We start from the raw sequence: 16,241 nt of genomic DNA on the forward strand, positions 1-16,241 counted from the left end.
GCGGTCTACCTTGCGCGGGCCAGGCGTGGATCGAGCAGGTCGCGCAGACCGTCGCCCAGCAGGTTCAGGCCGAGCACCGCGAAGGCGATGGCCATGCCGGGGAAGACGGCCAGCAGCGGCTGCTGGAACATGAGGGTCTGGGCTTCGCTGAGCATACGGCCCCACGAAGGCTGCGGCGGCTGCGTGCCGAGGCCGAGGTAGGAGAGGGCGGCCTCGGCCAGGATCGCGATGGCGAAGCGGATGGTGATCTGCACGATCAGCACGGCCGAGATGTTCGGCAGCACGTGCTGCATGGTGATCGCGAAGCTGCCCTTGCCGCAGGCGCGTGCGGCAGCGACGTATTCGCGTGACCAGATGGCGTTGGCCGAGGCGCGTGTGATGCGCGCAAACGTCGGGATGTTGTAGATGCCGATCGCGACGATGGCGTTGACGATGCCGGCGCCGAACACGGCGGTCATCATGATGGCCGAGAGGATCGCGGGGAAGGCCAGCGTGAAGTCCGACAGGCGCATCACGGCCTCTTCGACCCAGCCGCGCCTCGCAGCAGCGAGCAACCCCAGCGCAGTGCCGACCACAAGGCCGATGCCGACGGCAATCACGCCCACGAGGATGGACGCACGCGCGCCCACCAGCAGCAGCGAGGCCACGTCGCGCCCGAAGGCATCGGTGCCGAGCCAGTGGGTGGCCGAAGGGCCTTGCATCTTGTTCGCCATGTCCATCGCGTAGGGCGACCACGGCGTCCAGACGAAGGAGAGCAAGGCCGCCAGCAACAGCAGCAGCGCGAACACGCCGCCGATGACGAAGCTGCGGTGCTTGACCGCACGGCGCCAGAAGCCGGGCGCGAGGGGCGCGCCGGAAGCGGGCACGGAAGGGGAGAGGATGGCGCTCATATGTCGCTCGCCTTGATGCGCGGGTCGATCACGGCGTAGAGCACATCGACCACGAAGTTCACGATGACGACCATGGCTGCGAGCAGCATCACGCAGTTGCGCACCACGATCAGGTCGCGGTTGCTGATGGCCTGGAAGATCAGGCGGCCCAGGCCGGGCAGGTAGAACACGTTCTCCACCACGATGGTGCCGGCCAGCAGCTCGGAGAATTGCATGCCCATGACGGTGATGACGGGGATCATCGCGTTGCGCAGCACGTGGGTCCACAGCACCATGCGCTGCGACACGCCCTTGGCGCGCGCGGTGCGCACAAAATCTTCGCGCATCACCTCGAGCACGGCCGAGCGTGTGATGCGCGCAAGGATCGCGGCTTGCACCACAGCGAGCGACAGCGCGGGCAGAAGCAGGGACTTGAGCCCCGCGAAGATGCCTTCACCCCAGCCCTCGAAGCCGCCGGCAGAGAACCACTGCAGCTGCACCGAGAACACGAGGATCAGCAGGATCGCGAACCAGAAGTTGGGGATGGCGATGCCGACCTGGGCCATGCCCATGAGGCCGACGTCGCCGAGCTTGTTGTGGCGCGCGGCTGCCGTCACGCCCACGAGCAATGCGATGACGACGGTGAGGGCCATCGCCATCACGGCCAGCGGCACAGTGAGCGCCAGGCGTTCGAGGATCAGGTCGATGACGGGCGAGCTGTAGGCGTAGCTGTCACCGAGGTTGCCGGTGAGCAGGCCGCCGATCCAGTGCCAGTAGCGGGTCCACGCGGGCTGGTCGAGGCCGAGCTTGGTGGCCAGGGCGGCGACGGCGTCGGGCGAGGCGTCGGGGCCCATGAGCATCTGCGCGGCGTTGCCGGGGAGAATTTCGAGCACCAGGAACACGATGACGGACGCGCCGATCAGCGTGCCGATGAGCGTCAAGGTGCGCTTGAGCAGGAACAGGCCCATGGTTCAGTGGCTCCGTTGTTTGTCGCTGTTCAGGGCGTGTGCCCAGGCCACCGGGTACTTCCCTCCGCGAATGTCCCCCGGCCTTCGGCCTCCTCCTTGATTTCGCTGCGGGAAGCACCCAGTGCCCTGGGCACGGGGGCACGCTGCGGGTGTGCGCAGCGCGTTTCGCTTCCTGCGAAAAAGAGGGTCGGGAGGCGTCATGCCGAAGCGATGCACTCGGCAATCGCGCGGCCCACGTCCACCGTGTTGGCGGTGCCGCCCATGTCGCGCGTGCGCGGGCCTTCGCTCAGCACGGTCTCGATCGCCGAGAGCACGGCCGCCGAGGCCTGTGCGTACACGGGGTCGTTGTCGCCCAGGTGGTCGAGCATGAGCGCGGCCGACCAGATCTGGCCGATGGGGTTGGCGATGCCCTTGCCCGCGATGTCAGGGGCCGAGCCGTGCACGGGCTCGAACAGCGAGGGGAACTTGCGCTCCGGGTTCAGGTTGGCGCTGGGCGCGATGCCGATGGTGCCGGTGCAGGCCGGGCCCAGGTCGGAGAGGATGTCGCCGAACAGGTTGGAGGCCACGACCACGTCGAACCAGTCGGGGTGCTGCACGAAGTGCGCGCACAGGATGTCGATGTGGTACTTGCTCGTGGCCACGTCGGGGTAGCGCGTGGCGATCTCGGCCAGGCGCTCGTCCCAGTAGGGCATGGTGATGGAGATGCCGTTCGACTTGGTGGCGGCCACCAGGTTCTTGCGCTTGCGGCGGTTGGCGAGCTGGAACGCGTAGTCGATGATGCGGTCCACGCCCACGCGGGTGAACACGGCTTCCTGGATCGCCATCTCGCGCGGCGTGCCTTCGAACAGGCGCCCGCCCACCGAGGTGTATTCGCCCTCGGTGTTCTCGCGCACCACGAGGAAGTCGATGTCGCCGGGCTTGCGGTGCGCCAGCGGGCCGGGCACGCCGGGCATCAGGCGCACGGGACGCAGGTTGACGTACTGGTCGAAGTCGCGGCGGATCTTGATGAGCAGGCCCCACACGGCGATGTGGTCGGGCACCTTGGCGGGATCGCCCACGGCGCCGAAGTAGATCGCGTCGTGGCCCTGGATCTTGTCGGCCCAGTCGGCCGGCATCATCAGGCCGGTGCGCACGTAGTGGTCGGAACCCCAGTCGAAATGGTCGTACGCGAAATCGATGCCGAAGCGCCGACTGACCGCGTCGAGCACGCGAAGGCCCTCGGGCATGACTTCGACGCCGATGCCGTCTCCGGGAATGACGGCAATCCTGTGCTTTTGCTTCTGCTGCATTGACTCAACCTGTTCCTGAACCGTTTCGATAAGAGCGCCGACGCTTGTGACATCAGGCCGTCAAAAAATTCTAGGAGCGGGTGGGGCGCGCGCGATGGGGGTTGGCACCCACCGGGCATTGACAAAAAGCGAAGGCCAAAACGACGGAACACGGTGGAAGATAAGCAATTGATGGTCATCGAACTGACTTGAGCTTCGAAAAATTAGAAGGCGCCGGGGGCGGAAAACCCGCATCCGGGCACCCGCCGAAAGGGCCTGCGTACCATCGTGCCCATGCGAACACTTCCACTCCCCACCGGCGGCGAGATGCCGGTTCTCGGTCTCGGCACCTGGCGCATGGGCGAAGACGCCACCCGCCACGCGGCCGAGGTGGCCGCGGTGCGCGAGGCCATCGGCCTGGGCTACCGCCTGATCGACACGGCCGAGATGTACGGCGAGGGCGGCGCGGAGACCGTGGTCGGCCAGGCCGTGGCCGAGGCGCTGCGCGCGGGCGATGTGCAGCGCGAAGACCTCTTCATCGTCAGCAAGGTCTACCCGCACAACGCCAGCCGCCGCGGCACGGGGCAGGCCTGCGAGCGCAGCCTGGCGCGGCTGGGGCTGGAGCGCATCGACCTGTACCTGCTGCACTGGCGCGGCAACCACCCGCTGGCGCACACGGTCGAGGCGATGCACGAACTGGTGGCGGCCGGTCGCATCGCCCACTGGGGCGTGAGCAACTTCGACACCGACGACATGCAGGAGCTGGCGCAGGTCATCGGCCAGGGACCGGCCTGCGCGGCCAACCAGGTGTACCTGTCGCTCGGCGAGCGCGGCCCCGAGTTCGATCTGCTGCCCTGGCAGCGCGAACGCGGCATGCCGCTGATGGCCTACAGCCCGATCGACCAGGGCGCGCTGGCGGGCGACGAGGCGTTGGGCCGGCTGGCGGTCGAGCTCGGCGTGAGCGCCGCGCAACTGGCGCTGGCCGCGGTCATCGCGCGCCCGGGCGTGGCGGCGATTCCGAAGGCGGTGCGCAGCGCGCACCTGAAAGAAAACAGGGCCGCCGCCGAGCTGCAGCTCGATGCGACGACCCTGGCGGCGCTGGACCGGATCTATCCGGTGCCGAAGCGCAAGACGCCGTTGGCGATGATCTAGTTCATCAGTGCGCGTCGGCGTGCTTGGCCGCCGCGATCACCGCCTCTTCGTCGTGCTTCGCACCGTTGAGGAACAGGTTCAGCAGCACGGCCGTGATCGACGCCAGCAGGATGCCCGACTCGATCAGCGAGTGGATCGAGTGCGGCATCCACTGCTTGAAGTTGGGGGCGATCAGCGGAATCATGCCGACGCCGATGGCCACGGCGACGATCATGGCGTTGTGGCGGTTGGTCTTGAAGTCCACGCCCGACAGGATGCGGATGCCGGTGGCGGCCACCATGCCGAACATCACGAGGCCCGCGCCGCCGAGCACCACGGTGGGCAGCGACTCGACCAGCGCGGCCATCTTCGGCAGCAGGCCCAGCACGATCAGGATCACGCCGCCGGCCACGCAGACATAACGGCTCTTGATGCCGGTGACGGCGACCAGGCCCACGTTCTGCGAGAAGCTGGTGTACGGGAAGGTGTTGAAGATGCCGCCGATGAGCGTGCCCAGGCCGTCGGTGCGCAGGCCCTTGGCCAGGTCTTGCTGGCTGATCTTGCGGTCGGTCATTTCGCCCAGCGCGAGGAACATGCCGGTCGATTCGATCATCACGACGATCATGATGAGCGTCATCGTGAGGATCAGGATGGGGTCGAACAGCGGCATGCCGAAGTGGAAGGGCAGCACGATGTCGACCCAGGCGGCCTTGCCGACCTTCTCGTAGGTCATGAGGCCCGTGATCGACGCCACCACCGCGCCGATCACGATGCCCAGCAGCACCGAGATGTTGGCGATGAAGCCCTTGGCGTACTTCACGATCAGGAGGATCGACACCAGCACCAGGGCGGCCACGCCGAAGCCCGACAGATCGGCGTACTTGGGGTTGGGCACGGTGGGCATGATCGCGAAGCCCTTGGGCACCGCGGGGATCGAGCTGCCCGGCGAGGTGACCTCGGCCAGCCACTTGGCGTACACCGGGTCGACCAGCGCGGGCGCCGTCGGTCCCACGGGGTTGCCGAAGATCCAGTTGATGCCCACGCGCATCAGGCTGATGCCGATGACCGCGATGATCGTGCCCGTCACCACCGGCGGGAAGAACCGCAGCATGCGGCTCACCAGCGGCGCGATGAGTATCGATATGACCCCCGCGCCGATGATGGCGCCGAACAGCAGTTGCGCTCCGTTCTGCCCGGGGTTGGCGTTGGCGATGGCGACCATGGGCGCCACCGAGGCGAAGGTCACGCCCATCATCACGGGCAGCTTGATGCCGAACCACTGCGTGGCGCCCAGTGCCTGGATCAGCGTGGCGATGCCGCAGCAGAACAGGTCGGCCGAGATCAGCAGCGCGACCTCGTCGGGCGAGAGCTTGAGCGCACGGCCCACGATGAGCGGCACCGCGACGGCGCCCGCATACATCACGAGCACGTGCTGCAGGCCGAGGGCCGCGAGCTTGCCCGAGGGCAGGCGCTGGTCCACGGGATGGACATTGCTGGAAAGGGAATCTGCCGTCATCGTTGTCTCCTGGCGCGGCGAGGGGAACGGAGCAGTGATGCGCGTCGCAGAGCCGTCGCGCACACCAGTTGTGTACGCGAAACTGTATACAATTTATGCGGCAATCCGGATTCAGGTAAACCCGAATCCGGTGAAGAAGCGTTGTAGGAGGCGCGCGGCGGGGCATCCGGCGGTTCGGCCGGCTCTCAGGTATCGGGAGTGGGGCGCGTCAGCGACGCAGGTTCAGGCCAGCAGCGCCTTGACCAGGTCGAGCTGGCGATCAGGCTTCTCGGTGCCCAGTTCGAGGCTGGCCTCGATGCGTTCCAGGTGCTCGATCATGCAGGTCACGGCCGCCTCCACGTCGCCCTTGCGGCACAGGCGCAGGAAGTCGGAATGCTCGTCGGACGAGCAGTGCGGGTCGTTCGAGGAGTGGTAGAGCATCGCGATCAGCGAGCTGCGCGCCACCAGCTCGCGCACCATCTCGGCCAGCGTGTGGTTGCCGGTGGCTTCGGCCAGCGCCACGTGAAAGTCGCCCAGCAGCTTCTCGCGCACCGTGCCCATGGTGGTGCTCTGGCGCAGCGCGGTGCGTTCGAACTTGATGTGCTGCTCGAGCGTCTGGTAGTCGCGCGGCCGGGCGTTGGCGATGAACAGGCGCACCACCTCGCGCTCGAGGATGCGGCGCACCGCGAACACCTCGCGCGCCTCGTCCACCGTGGGCTGGCAGACGAAGGCGCCCTTGTCGGGAATCATCTCGATGAGCTTGTCCTTCGACAGCATCAAGAGCGCCGCGCGCACCTTGGTGCGGCTCACCGAGTAGACGCGGCCCAGCGCCTCTTCGCGCAGCCAGGTGCCGGGCGGCAGGCGCTTCTCGACGATCGCGGTGGCGATGTCGTTGGCGATGCTCTCGATGGAGCTGTTCTTGTCGGCCGGCGCCGTGCCGTTCTCGGCCGGTGCGGCAACGGGGGCGGCGGAAGGGACGGAGGTTTTGGAACTGGCGCGGGGCATCCGTCGATTGTGGCTCAGCGCGTGAGCGTGAAGGCCTCGAGCGCACCGATCATGGGCTTGGGCAAGGGCCTTGCCAGCTCGCCGCGCTTGCTGGTGCGCAGCTTCAGCGCCACCAGCGATTCGATGAGCTTGGTGCCCGCGGCCACGCCGTCGATCACCGGCACGCCGAGCACCTGCTCGATGTGCGCGCACAGGTCGGTCATGCCGGCGCAGCCGAGCACGATGCAGTCGGCACCGTCTTCTTCGAGCGCGCGCCGGCATTCGTCGACGATGCGCTCGCGGGCGTTGGAGCCCGGCTCTTCCAGCTCGAGCACCGGCAGCTCGCAGGCGCGCACGTTGGCGCAGAAGCGCTCCATGCCGTAGATCTCGGCCAGGTGCCAGGCCTGGCCCATGGTGCGCCCCAGCGTGGTCACCACGCTGAAGCGGCTGCCGATCATGCTGGCCAGGTGCATCGCCGCCTCGGCGATGCCGACCACCGGGCCGCGCGCCAGCTCGCGCGCCGCCTTCAGGCCCGGGTCGCCGAAGCAGGCGATCACGTAGCCGTCGATGCCGTCGCGCTCGCCTGCCGCGATCTCCTGCAGCAACCCCGGCACGGCCAGCGCCTCGTCGTAGTGGCTCTCGATGGAGGCCGGCCCCATGGCCGGGCTCACGGCCACGATCTCGGTGCCGGCGTGCGCCACCGCGCGGGCGCAGGCACCGATCTTCTCGGTCATGCTCCAGGTGGTGTTGGGGTTGATGATCTTGATGCGCACGGCACGGTCCCTTTCTTACTCTCTACAGTTTCAAGTCTTGTTGTTGCGGTTCAAGAGCACGTAGAGCACGAAGCCCAGGCCCATGCCGATGAACCACGCATAGTTGGCGGCGCCGCGCAGCGTCGGCACCATCACGCACAGGATGGGCACGAGGGCCGAGGGCACCAGCGCCTGGATCGCCTTCGGGTTGTAGCCGCCGCTGTACCAGTACTGGCCCTTCGGGCTCATCGTGTAGAGCGCGTCGACGTCGATGCGCTGCTTGCGCACGATGTAGTAGTCGGCAATCAGGATGCCGAACAGCGGCCCGATGAACGAGCCCAGCACGTCCAGCGTGTAGTGAATGACCTCGGGGCTGTTGTAAAGGTTCCAGGGCGTGAGAAACACCGAGCCCACCGCGGCGATCATGCCGCCCGTGCGCCAGCTGATGTGCTGCGGCGCCACGTTCGAGAAGTCGAAGGCCGGCGACACGAAATTGGCCACGATGTTGATGCCGATGGTGGCGATCATGAAGGTCAGCGCGCCCAGCACCACGGCCGTGGTGCTGTCGATCTTGCCCACGGTGTGCACCGGGTCGGTGATCAGTTCACCAAAAACGGGCAGCGTGGCCGCCGTGGTGATCACGGTGAGCAGCGAGAAGAACACGAAGTTGACCGGCAGGCCCCAGAAGTTGCCCTTCTTCACCGCGTCGAAGCTCTTGCCGTAGCGCGAGAAGTCGCCGAAGTTGAGCATCGGGCCGCTGAAGTAGCTCACCACCAGCGCGATGGCCGAGAGCATCACCGGCAGCGCGTCCCAGCCCTGGAACTTGATGCCGCCCAGGTTCAGGTCGATGTTCTGCCAGCCGGCCTTCCATACGAGCCAGCCGCACAGCACCGCCATCACCACGTACACCGCCGGGCCGGCCCAGTCGATGAACTTGCGAATGGCTTCCATGCCGTGCCAGAACACGAAGGCCTGCAGCACCCACATGACCATGAACGCCACCCAGCCCAGGGCCGAGAGGCCGACGAAGCCGTACTGCGCCACATCGGCGTACGGCGCCAGGCCGGGTGCCATGTGCAGCGCCAGCACCATGAAGGCGGCGGAGGCCAGGTAGGTCTGCACGCCGTACCAGGCCACCGCGATCAGCCCGCGGATGATGGCCGGGATGTTCGCGCCCAGCACGCCGAACGAGGCGCGGCACACCACGGGGTAGGGCACGCCCGTCACCTGGCTGGGCTTGGCCACCAGGTTGCAGAAGATCTGCACGATCACGATGCCCACCAGCAGCGCCACCAACACCTGCCAGCTCGACAGGCCCAGCGCGAACAGGCTGCCGGCCGTGATGTAGCCGCCCACGCTGTGCACGTCGGACATCCAGAACGCAAAGATGTTGTATTGGCCCCAGGTCTGCTTCTTGAGCGGGGCGAGGTCCTCGTTGGTCAGGCGCGGGTCGTAGCCCGGCTTGATGAGGGCATTCGATTCCGCGTGCGGCGCGATGCCGGCTTCGCTGGCCCCGGCGGGGGCATGGCTGGCGACTGTGCTCATGGTCTTTCCTCGTACTTGGTTGGGATGAGGGACTTTTTGACGCAAATTTCGCGCCGTCTTTATGGGTGCGTTATTTGTATACAAAAATTGAACTCAATCAAGACCATGCGGGGAATCATATATCCGTAGATTCCCTGATGCGGGGCGGGCCGGGGCAAAGAAAAAGCGCCATGCCCCGCGAGGGACATGGCGCCTTGGAGGCCGGGGCGAGGGCGCCGCCTACTGCGCCGCCACCTTCACGAACACAGGATTCGAATAGAACCACAGGTCGTTGTAGTTGCGCGCATTGATCGCGTTGAAGCGCGTGACCGGGTCGTCGCCGGCCGGCGTGGGCGTGCGTGCATCGAACAGCGGCTCGCCACCCGCCGTTTCGTTCGGCACGTCGGTGCCCAGGTTGGTGCCTCGCAGGCGGAAGTACTGGTTGTTGCCGGCCTTCACGGTGTAGCTCACCGCGAAATAGCCTTCGGTGTCGAGCGTCCAGTCGGCGCGGGTGAAGCGCTTGACCACGCGGGTCGTCGGGTTGGTGTCGCGTGCGTAGCCGGGTGTGCCCGGGAGTTCACGGCCCGTCACGTCGCCTGCGATGAGGTCGATGTGGTCGACCACCGGCTTCACGTTGGCATACACGCCGCTGCCGAGCTGGTACTCGAAGTTGTTGCGCTCGGGGCTCTTGAAGCGGATGGTGATCTTCAGGTCTTCGCCGGGTTTGGCGCTCACTTCGGCGCCCATCTCGCCCGCGCCCTTGGCGCTTTGCACCTTGAAGTCGAGCGCGTCGATGAGGCCGCCGTTGACCGCGAACAGCTTGCCCGAGCGCATCGCGGTGAGCAGCGACTTCGGGTCCTTGATGTCGCCCCAGAGGTGGTTCCTGGCGTACTCGCCGGGCGCGTAGCCGCTGCTGTACAGGCCTTTCGAGGTCGTGAAGTGGTAGTCGGAATCGGCCACGTTCCAGATGCGGCGGCCTTCGGACAGCAGGGCGTCCCAGGTGCCGCCGAGCTTGGCGACGAGGTAGTCGACGCCGCCGTAGGTGCGCGAAGGCAGGTTGGCCGGCGTGTAGGCGCTCTCGTAGCCGCCGCGGTCGGGCTCCATCTGGTTGCCGACCATGCCCTCGAGCGAGAACACGATGTCGGGCGCGGCGTCGTTCATCTCGCGCAGCTGGGTGGCCGTGTATTTGCCGGGGCTGCGCGAGGGGTGGTTGATCTGCAGGTAGCTGGAATCGGGGTAGTTCTTCTTGAGCCAGGCGATGGCCTTGAGCACGTCTTCGTGCGTGGTGAAGGCGCGTGCGTCCTTGGCGTTCCACGCGGCCACGTCGGCGGCCGGGAACAGCGCGGGGTCGCGGTTGGTGAACAGGTATTCGAACTGGCTCACGGCCTTGAGCGCCGCGTCGGACATCGGGCTGTCGGTCAGGATGCCGACGTTGCCGTGGTCGTGCGTGGCCATGTCCCACTCGAAGGACGCGAAGATCGTCTTGTCGGCGTACTTGCCGCCGGCCTGCAGCGCCTTGATGCGCGGCACCTGATAGAGGGCCATGCCTCGCGAGAACGGAATCGCTGGGTCCAGCTTGCGGCCGTCGTTGTCATAGGAAGACATGCGCAGGTGGTCCGACAGCGCGACCCAGTCGAGGCCGAAGGTGTCGAAGGCTTTGGCGAGCACCTGGTCGAGCGTGGAAATCTGCTGCGTGTCTTCCGACTGGATGGTGTGGACGTGCAGGTCGCCCACGGTCCAGCGGCCGGCGGGCTCGGCCGGGGGCGGCGGCGTGGCGGGCGAGGGCGCCGGTGCAGGGGCCGGCGGTGCGATGGGCAGGCCGGCGAACGGCGCACCGCCGCCGGAGCCGCCGCCGCACGCGGTCAGCAGGGCCGCGCCGAGCGCGAGGGAAGAGAAAAGCGTGGTGCGAAAGCGGGGTGCGGGAGACAGGGTTTTCATGGCGACACAAGCAGCAACGGCCAGCGCATGGCTGGCCGTCGCATCGGGATTTCAACGAGGCGGATGGCGTGAAAGCGCATCCGCCGGAGAACCCCGGAGTCTGAAATCCTGTCGTGACGCTTCGATGAAACTGCGATGAAAGTTCACGCCCGAAGGCATGCGCTTTCAGCCGCAGTTCAGGGCGCTCAGGCCAGCAGGTCGCTGAGCGTGCGCGCCACCACCTTGGTCGCGCGGCGCAGGTCTTCGAGCACCACGCGCTCGTCGCTGCGCTTGGCGTGCGACTCGAGCACGGTGCGCGGGCCGGCGCCGTAGATCACGCCGGGAATGCCGGCCTCGACGTACAGGCGCACGTCGGTGTACAGCGGCGTGCCCATGGCCTTGATGGGCTCGCCGAACAGCTCGCCGCCGTGCTTCTGGATCGCGTCGACCAGCGGCTTGTTGCCGGCCAGCGGCTTCATCGAGTTGGCGAGCAGCATGCGCTTGATCTCGACCGTGATGCCCGCGCTCTCGGCGGCGGCATCGGCGATCACCTGGCGGATGTTGGCTTCGACCTCGACCGGGTTCTCTTCGGGGATCATGCGGCGGTCGAGCTTGAACACGACCTTGCCGGGCACGACGTTGGTGTTGGTGCCGCCCTCGATGCGGCCCACGTTCAGGTACGGGTGCGTGATGCCCTCGACCTTCGAGGTGACCTTCTGGTAGAGCGTGTTCTGCGCGTACAGCGCGTTCAGGATCTTGGTGGCGCCCTGCAGTGCGTCGATGCCGGTGGTGGGCACGGCGGCGTGGGCCATCTTGCCGTGCACGGTCACTTCCATCTGCAGGCAGCCGTTGTGCGCGGTGACCACTTCGTAGCTGAAGCCGGCCGCGATCATCAGGTCGGGCTTGGTCAGGCCCTTCTCGAGCAGCCAGCCCGGGCCGAGGATGCCGCCGAACTCTTCGTCGTAGGTGAAGTGCAGCTCGATGCTGCCCTGGGTGGGCTTGGCCACGGCCTCGAGCGCGCGCAGCGCGAAGGTGAAGCTGGCGAAGTCGCTCTTGCTGACGGCGGCGGCGCGGCCGTACAGGCTGCCATCGACGATCTCGCCGCCGTACGGATCGTGCGTCCAGCCTTCGCCGGGCGGCACCACGTCGCCGTGGGCGTTGAGCGCCACGGTGCGTCCGCCGTTGCCGTACTTGCGGCGCACGATCAGGTTGGTGATCGATTCGAGGCCGTAGTCCTTCACCTCTTGCGCGGGCACGGCGTGCTTCTCGGCGTCGAGGCCGAAGTCCTTCAGCAGCTCGGCGGTGCGCTCGGCGTGCGGCGCGTTGTTGCCGGGCGGCGTGTCGGTGGGCACCTGCACCAGTTGCTTCAGGAATTGCACTTCCTCGTCGAAGTGGGCGTCGATCCAGGCGTCGAGTTTGGCGTAGTCGGTCATGGTGGTTGTTCTTGTGGGGTCGGTCAGTGGGCTTGTTCGGCGGCGAGGTTGTCCAGCAGCAGCTGGAACGCCTGCACGGCCAATTGAATGTCGTCGTTGGTGCTCGACTCGAGCGGGTTGTGGCTGATGCCCGAGTTGATGCCACGCACGAAGAGCATGGCCTGCGGCATCACCTCGTGCAGCTTCATCGCGTCGTGGCCGGCGCCGCTGGGCATGCGGAAGAGCGGAATGCCCAGTGCGTCGACGGCCTGTTCCCAGCGCTGCTGCCAGGCCGGTGCGCTCGGCGCGGCGGCGGCGCGCATGGTTTCCTCGAGCTCGTAGCGCACGCCGCGGCGTTCGCAGATGTCCTTCAGTGCAGCGACCACGTCGTTGGCCAGTGCGTCGCGCTGCGCGTTGTTGGGCGCGCGCAGGTCGAGGCTGAACTTGCAGCGGCCGGGCACGACGTTGATCGAGCCGCTGGGCACTTCGAGCATGCCCACGGTGCCGACCGAGTCGCCGTCTTTCGCGGCGCGCTGCTCGGTGTAGAGGATGAGTTCGGCCACGGCCGCGGCGGCGTCGCGGCGACGGTCCATGGGCGTGGTGCCGGCGTGGCTGGCCATGCCGATGACTTCGCCCACGTAGCGCACGCTGCCGTTGATGGAGGTGACGATGCCCAGCGGCAGATCGAGCTCGGTGAGCACGGGGCCCTGTTCGATGTGCACCTCGACGAAGCCGAGGTAGCGCGCGGGGTCGCGCTGGATCTTCGGAATGTCTTCTTCCTTCAGGCCGGCGTGCTGCATGGCCTCGCGCATGGTGATGCCGTCGGCGTCCTTCTGGTCGAGCCAGCGCGGGTCGAAGTGGCCGATGAGCGCGCCCGAGCCGAGGAAGGTGGCCTTGTAGCGCTGGCCTTCTTCTTCAGCGAAGCCGACGACTTCGAAGGCGAAGGGCAGGCGGCGGTTCTGGCGCTTGAGTTCGCGCACGCAGGCCATGGGCACGAAGATGCCCAGGCGGCCGTCGTACTTGCCGCCGTTGCGCACGGTGTCGTAGTGCGAGCCGGTGAGCAGGGTCTTGGCGTCGGGCGTGGCGCCTTCGTAGCGGCCGACCACGTTGCCCACGGCATCGATGTGCACGGAGTCGAAGCCGCAGTCGCGCATCCAGCCCGAGATGTTCGCGGCGCAGGCGCGGTGCGCGTCGGTCAGGTAGGTGACGGTGAGCTGGCCCTTCTCGGCATAGCCGGGGTCGGTGTGCACCGACAGCTGTTCCTGCCAGTCCCACACGTCGTTGCCCAGCGTGATGTCGGCGCCGAACTTGTCGTTCAGGCGGATCTCGGCGATGCGGTGGATGTTGCGCAGCGCCTCGCCGAGCTCGAAGCTCGGGTGGTTGTGCAGCCGGCGCGCGAAGGTCTCGATGATCTCGCGCTTGGCCAGGCCCGTGCCGCGCGGGCCGCGCACCGCCAGGATGAACGGGAAGCCGAACTTCGCGTTGTAGTCGGCGTTGAGCTTCTGGATCTGCGCGAACTCTTCGGGCGTGCAGTCGGTCAGGCCGGCCTTGTTCTGCTCGTTGGTCGACTCGGCGGTGAGCGTCTTGCTGACCATGGCCTTGCCGGCGAGCTCGGGGTGGGCGCGGATCAGGCCGATCTGCTCGTCGGCCGACGACGCGGCCAGCGCCTGCACCAGCGCATGCTTGAGGTGCGCGAGCGAGCGGAAGGGGCGCTGCACCAGCGCGCGCTGCGCGATCCAGGGCGAGTGCTCGTACACGCCGTCGAGCATGGCAACGGCAGCGGCCGGCCCTGCGGCGTTGAGTTGGGCAAGGGTGAGGAGAGGGGTGCTCATGATGCGGCTCCGGCTTCGAAAGGATGTGCCTGCTTCCAGTGGCGTGCGATGTCGACGCGGCGGCAGACCCAGACCTTGTCGTGCGTGGCGATGTGGTCGAGAAAGCGCTGCAGCGCCGTGATGCGGCCGGGGCGGCCGAGCAGGCGGCAGTGCATGCCGATGCTCATCATCTTGGGGCTGTCGTCGCCGTTCGGGTCGCCTTCGGCGTACAGCGCGTCGAAGGTGTCCTTCATGTACTGGAAGAACGGGTCGGCGTGCGAGTAGCCCTGCGGCAGCGCAAAGCGCATGTCGTTGCAGTCGAGCGTGTAGGGCACGATGAGCTGGGGCACGACGCTGCCGTCGGTCTTTTGCACCTTCATCCAGAAGGGCAGGTCGTCGCCGTAGTAGTCGCTGTCGTACTCGAAGCCGCCGTAGTCGGCCACGAGGCGGCGCGTGCGCGGACTGTCGCGGCCGGTGTACCAGCCGAGCGCGCGCTCGCCGGTGAGCTTTTCGATGGCTTCCATGCCCAGGCGCATGTGCTCGCGCTCGGTGGCTTCATCGAGGTTCTGGTAATGGATCCAGCGCCAGCCGTGGCAGGCGATCTCGTGGCCGAGTTCCTTGAAGGCGGCCGTGAGCTCGGGGTAGCGCTGCAGCGCCATGCCCACGCCGAAGACGGTGAGTGGCAGGCCGCGCTTTTCGAACTCTCGCAGGATGCGCCACACGCCGGCGCGCGAGCCGTACTCGTAGATGCCTTCCATGCTGATGTGCCGGTCGGGGAAGCTCGCCGGGTTGAACATCTCGGAAAGGAACTGCTCGGAGCCCGCGTCGCCGTGCAGCGTGGCGTTCTCGCCGCCTTCTTCGTAGTTGAGGACGAACTGCACCGCCACGCGCGCGCCGCCGGGCCAGCGGGCGTGGGGCGGGTTGCGGCCGTAGCCGATCAGGTCGCGCGGGTAGGGCAGGGTGGTGTCGTAGACGGTCATGGTGTGGATCAGGACAGCGCGAGGGATATGTCGTTGGTCGGGACCTTGCGGTCGAAGGTGAGGTTGGCCTCGACGTGTTCCAGGTGCTCGGTCATGAGGCGCACGGCGAGCTCCTCGTCGCGCGCGGCCAGCGCCTTCACGATGTCGGCGTGCTCGTCGTTGGAGTGCTCGGCGGCGCTGGTGCTCTGGTACATGAGCGTGATGAGGGCGCAGCGCGAGATGAGCTCGCCCAGGATCTGCGCCAGCACCTGGTTGCCCATGAGCTCGGCCATGCGCACGTGGAAGTCGCCCAGCAGTTCGGTGCGGCCCGACACGTCTTCGCCGCCGACGGCCGATTTCTCGAGCGCCACGTGCTCCTTGAGCGCCTTGATCTTGGCGGGCGTGACGCTGCGCACGAAGGCGCGGGTCATCTCGGCCTCGAGCATGCGGCGCACGGCGAACACCTGCTTGGCCTCGTCGACGGCGGGCGCGGCCACGAAGGCGCCGCGCGCCGGCTCGAGCCGGATCAGCTTGTTCTGCGAGAGCTGGAACAGCGCTTGGCGCACCAAGGTGCGCGACACGCCGAAGTGATCGGCCAGCTTCTGCTCGGCGAGCTTGGTGCCGGGCTGAAGGCGGTGCTCGACGATGGCCTTCGTGAGGGCATCGACGATCGAACGGGTGGTGGAGGACTCCATGTTTTTCATGATAGACCCAAAGCCGGTAACTGTATACACTTTTGTCCACCGGAATTTCCCGCACCCCGATCTCACCGATCCGACACCCTTTGAAGGAGGCCCCATGGGCTTGAGCACTCACGTACTGGACACGATGCACGGCGGCCCCGCGGCCGGCATGGAGGTGGCGCTGTACACCACCGACGGCGACGCCGCGACGCTGGTGAAGCGCTTCACGCTGAATTCGGACGGCCGCAGCGACGGTCCGCTGTACGACAACAACTCGATCAAGGTCGGCACCTACCGCCTGGTGTTCGACGTGGCGGGTTATTTCAAGGCCCGCGGCGTGACGCTGCCGGAGCCGAACTTCCTGAACAAGGTGGCGCTGGACTTCGGCGTGGCGCACACCGACCAGCACTACCACGTGCCCTTGCTCGTCAGCCCGTGGAGCTACTCCACCTATCGGGGCTCCTGAGG

At 67.1% G+C, this 16,241-nt stretch carries 14 protein-coding genes; 2 read left to right on the forward strand and 12 right to left on the reverse strand.

Features of this window, described 5'->3' with window-relative positions:
- Window positions 1–5 precede the first annotated feature (5 nt).
- The 3 genes from AC1RGU_RS02090 to AC1RGU_RS02100 form a co-directional block, all read right to left on the reverse strand.
- Window positions 6–890 (reverse strand): ABC transporter permease, encoded by an 885-nt coding sequence (locus tag AC1RGU_RS02090; protein WP_492694406.1) that lies wholly within the window; start codon window positions 888–890, stop codon window positions 6–8.
- Window positions 887–1,837 carry an ABC transporter permease gene (locus AC1RGU_RS02095; RefSeq protein WP_070061679.1) on the reverse strand — a complete coding sequence of 317 codons (951 nt, stop codon included), beginning with the start codon at window positions 1,835–1,837 and terminating at the stop codon, window positions 887–889. The genes AC1RGU_RS02090 and AC1RGU_RS02095 overlap by 4 nt, the downstream gene beginning before the upstream one ends.
- Before the next feature lie 197 nt (window positions 1,838–2,034).
- Window positions 2,035–3,126 (reverse strand): tartrate dehydrogenase, encoded by a 1,092-nt coding sequence (locus AC1RGU_RS02100; protein WP_070061680.1) that lies wholly within the window; start codon window positions 3,124–3,126, stop codon window positions 2,035–2,037.
- A 273-nt stretch (window positions 3,127–3,399) separates the two neighbouring features.
- Between AC1RGU_RS02100 and AC1RGU_RS02105 the strand changes: the two genes are divergently transcribed.
- Window positions 3,400–4,257, forward strand: a complete 858-nt coding sequence (locus tag AC1RGU_RS02105) for an aldo/keto reductase (protein ID WP_492694408.1) — start codon at window positions 3,400–3,402, stop codon at window positions 4,255–4,257.
- Window positions 4,258–4,261: 4 nt separating this feature from the next.
- On the opposite strand, the gene AC1RGU_RS02110 is transcribed toward AC1RGU_RS02105, so the two are convergent.
- From AC1RGU_RS02110 to AC1RGU_RS02150, 9 genes are all read right to left on the reverse strand, one after another.
- Window positions 4,262–5,752 (reverse strand): nucleobase:cation symporter-2 family protein, encoded by a 1,491-nt coding sequence (locus AC1RGU_RS02110; protein WP_062479381.1) that lies wholly within the window; start codon window positions 5,750–5,752, stop codon window positions 4,262–4,264.
- Window positions 5,753–5,974: 222 nt separating this feature from the next.
- Entirely contained in the window at window positions 5,975–6,736 is a 762-nt protein-coding gene (locus AC1RGU_RS02115; RefSeq protein WP_062479384.1) for a GntR family transcriptional regulator, read from the reverse strand.
- 14 nt (window positions 6,737–6,750) lie between these two features.
- Window positions 6,751–7,488 carry an aspartate/glutamate racemase family protein gene (locus tag AC1RGU_RS02120; RefSeq protein ID WP_492694410.1) on the reverse strand — a complete coding sequence of 246 codons (738 nt, stop codon included), beginning with the start codon at window positions 7,486–7,488 and terminating at the stop codon, window positions 6,751–6,753.
- Between the two features lie 30 nt (window positions 7,489–7,518).
- Window positions 7,519–9,012, reverse strand: a complete 1,494-nt coding sequence (locus tag AC1RGU_RS02125) for an NCS1 family nucleobase:cation symporter-1 (protein WP_492694412.1) — start codon at window positions 9,010–9,012, stop codon at window positions 7,519–7,521.
- A 219-nt stretch (window positions 9,013–9,231) separates the two neighbouring features.
- Window positions 9,232–10,929 carry a CehA/McbA family metallohydrolase domain-containing protein gene (locus tag AC1RGU_RS02130; RefSeq protein ID WP_492694414.1) on the reverse strand — a complete coding sequence of 566 codons (1,698 nt, stop codon included), beginning with the start codon at window positions 10,927–10,929 and terminating at the stop codon, window positions 9,232–9,234.
- A gap of 185 nt (window positions 10,930–11,114) precedes the next feature.
- Window positions 11,115–12,341 carry a M20 family metallopeptidase gene (locus tag AC1RGU_RS02135; RefSeq protein ID WP_492694416.1) on the reverse strand — a complete coding sequence of 409 codons (1,227 nt, stop codon included), beginning with the start codon at window positions 12,339–12,341 and terminating at the stop codon, window positions 11,115–11,117.
- 23 nt (window positions 12,342–12,364) lie between these two features.
- The gene (gene uraD, locus AC1RGU_RS02140; RefSeq protein WP_139702711.1) at window positions 12,365–14,152 is read right to left on the reverse strand and encodes a 2-oxo-4-hydroxy-4-carboxy-5-ureidoimidazoline decarboxylase; all 1,788 of its coding nucleotides are present in this window, start codon (window positions 14,150–14,152) and stop codon (window positions 12,365–12,367) included.
- Window positions 14,149–15,111 (reverse strand): allantoinase PuuE, encoded by a 963-nt coding sequence (puuE, locus tag AC1RGU_RS02145; RefSeq protein ID WP_062480836.1) that lies wholly within the window; start codon window positions 15,109–15,111, stop codon window positions 14,149–14,151. The genes uraD and puuE overlap by 4 nt, the downstream gene beginning before the upstream one ends.
- A gap of 8 nt (window positions 15,112–15,119) precedes the next feature.
- Window positions 15,120–15,794, reverse strand: coding sequence for a GntR family transcriptional regulator (locus tag AC1RGU_RS02150; RefSeq protein WP_056574067.1), 675 nt, complete (start codon window positions 15,792–15,794; stop codon window positions 15,120–15,122).
- 94 nt (window positions 15,795–15,888) lie between these two features.
- On the opposite strand from AC1RGU_RS02150, the gene uraH reads away from it, so the two are divergent.
- Window positions 15,889–16,239 (forward strand): hydroxyisourate hydrolase, encoded by a 351-nt coding sequence (gene uraH, locus AC1RGU_RS02155; RefSeq protein WP_070061690.1) that lies wholly within the window; start codon window positions 15,889–15,891, stop codon window positions 16,237–16,239.
- The last annotated feature ends 2 nt before the right edge of the window (window positions 16,240–16,241 follow it).

The organism is Variovorax sp. GW823-FHT02B07 (genome assembly GCF_058797695.1).